Annotated in this window: 2 protein-coding genes; both read left to right on the forward strand. The window is 72.2% G+C overall.

All coding sequences use genetic code 11. From position 1 onward, the window contains the following. Positions 1 to 117: 117 nt before the first annotated feature. The gene (locus tag GTW43_RS20065; RefSeq protein WP_161303399.1) at positions 118 to 1,086 is read left to right on the forward strand and encodes a diiron oxygenase; all 969 of its coding nucleotides are present in this window, start codon (positions 118 to 120) and stop codon (positions 1,084 to 1,086) included. Between the two features lie 46 nt (positions 1,087 to 1,132). Beyond that, positions 1,133 to 2,424, forward strand: a 1,292-nt coding sequence (locus GTW43_RS20070) for an FAD-dependent oxidoreductase (protein ID WP_161303400.1), incomplete at its 3' end; no start/stop codon positions are given.

A 2,424-nucleotide genomic window follows, 5' to 3' on the forward strand; every position in this document is an offset into this window, starting at 1 on the left:
TGCACCACCCGCACATCCCCGCACCTCCCCGCACCTCCCCGCATTCTCCGCACTGCCGCACCACCGCCCCGCACCCGCCCCCACCGGGGAACCGCCGAGCAGACACCGAGGACGAAGATGACCGCGAACCTGACCAGGAAGGTCTACGACGAGCGGCTGCGGACCCTGTCCGAGGGCTCCGTGAACGTCAACTTCAACGCCTTCACCGACATCAAGTGGGACGACCCGGAGTTCGCCGTCGACACCGGCGACCCGCGCTGGGTGCTCACCAGCGCCGACGCCCTCGGCTCCCACCCCTGGTACCGGGAGCAGCCGCTGGAGACCCAGATCCGGATCGGCATCTGGCGCTGGGCCGTGATCGCCAAGACGGGCATGCAGTTCGAGAACCTGCTGATGCGCGGCGCCCTGGACTACCTCGTCCACGTGGACAACCAGGACCCCGAGTTCCGGTACCTCACCCACGAGATCACCGAGGAGACGCACCACACCCAGATGTTCCAGGAGCTGGTCAACCGCACCGGCGTGGACACCCCCGGCTCGCGGCGCTGGTTCCGCAACGTCAGCCGGGTCCTGCCGCTGGCCGGATCGCTGTGGCCCGAGGTGTTCTTCACCGGCATCCTCGCGGGCGAGGAGCCCATCGACCACCTCCAGAAGGCCGCCCTGCGCAGCGGCGAGCCCGTGCACCCGCTCCCGCAGCGGATCATGCAGATCCACATCGCGGAGGAGGCCCGGCACATCTCCTTCGCCCACGAGTTCCTGCGACTGCGCGTCCCGGGCTACGGAAAGGTCCGCCGCGGCGTCCTGTCCGTGTTCTTCCCGGTGATCATGCGGACCCTGTGCGACGTCATCATGATTCCCGACCGCAGGTCCGCCGCCGAGGTCGGCATCCCCGCCTGGGTGATCAAGGACGTCTTCTGGAAGTCCGAGGCCGGGGAGAAGACGCTCCACGAACTCTTCTCCGACGTACGGATGCTGGCCGAGGAGATCGGTTTGATGAACAAGGCCTCCCGCCGTGTGTGGAAGGCCCTGCGGATCTCCGGCAGGCCGGCCCGCTTCCGCGGCGAGCCCACCCCGCTCGCCGGCTGAGCGCCGCCGCATCTCACCCCCCAACCCCGAACGGAGCCGGCCCGCCGTGCCGTACGTCGTCACCCGATCCTGCTGCGCCGACGCGTCCTGCGTGCTGGCCTGCCCGGTCAACTGCATCCACCCCGCACCGGGGGAGCCCGGCTTCGGGACCGCCGAGATGCTCTACGTCGATCCGCGTACCTGCGTCGACTGCGGAGCCTGCACGACCGCGTGTCCGGTGGACGCCCTCAAGCCCCACACCGCGCTGGCCCCGGCGGAGCTGCCCTTCCTGGAGCTGAACGCCTCCTACTACCGGCAGAACCCGCACGAGGACCGTGCGCCCATGTATGTCGTCCCCCGGCAACGCGCCCTGCCCGCAGGGGAGTTGTCGGTGGCGGTCGTCGGCGCGGGTCCCGCCGGCCTGTTCGCCGCCGACGAGCTCCTGCGCCACCCGGGCGTGCGCGTCACCGTCCACGACCGGCTGCCGACCCCGTACGGCCTGGCCCGCGCCGGTGTCGCCCCCGACCACCAGGACACGAAGCAGGTCACCGAGCTCTTCGGGGCCATCGAGTCGCAGCCCGGCTTCGGTTACCGCCTGGGCGTCGAGATAGGCACCGACCTGAGCCACGCGGACCTGCTGCGCGAGCACCACGCGGTGATCTACGCCGTGGGCGCGGCGACCGACAGGCGCCTCGGCATCGAGGGCGAGGACCTGCCCGGCAGCGTCTCCGCCACCGACTTCGTCGCCTGGTACAACGGCCATCCCGACCGGGCGCACGACGAGCACCGCCTCGACACCGAGCGGGCCGTCGTCGTGGGCAACGGCAACGTCGCGCTCGACGTCGCCCGCATCCTGACCGCCGACCCCGACGACCTGGCCCGCACCGACATCTCCGACCGCGCCCTCGCCGCGCTGCGTACGAGCCGGGTCCGCGAGGTCGTCCTGCTGGGCCGCCGGGGCCCCGCCCAGGCCGCCTTCACCGTGCCCGAGCTCCTCGCCCTGCGCGCCCTGAAGAACGTCGACGTCACCGTGGACGGCTGGCCCGAGGGCCTCGCGGCAGACGCCACCGAGAAGACCCGCCTCCTGGCGGAGCTCGCCGCCCGCACCCCGGTCGAGGGCCGTCGCCGCATCGTGCTCCGCTTCCTGACGAGCCCGGTCCGGATCACCGGCGAGCGCGCCGTGCAGGCCCTGGAGGTCACCGGCACCGAGCTGCACACCGACGCGGACGGCACCGTGCGCGCCCGGCCCTCCGGCGGCGGGACCGAGACGCTGGAGACCGGCCTCGTGCTGCGCTGCGTGGGCTACCGGGCCCGCCCCGTGCCCGGCCTGCCCTTCGACGAGGACAGCGGGACCGTCCC

This window comes from Streptomyces sp. SID5785 (assembly GCF_009870065.1).
Classification (GTDB): domain Bacteria; phylum Actinomycetota; class Actinomycetes; order Streptomycetales; family Streptomycetaceae; genus Streptomyces.

Bases quoted from the DNA above. Each gene is read 5' to 3' on its own strand.
- GTW43_RS20065 (WP_161303399.1), top strand. From the start codon at position 118: ATGACCGCGAACCTGACCAGGAAGGTCTACGACGAGCGGCTGCGGACC.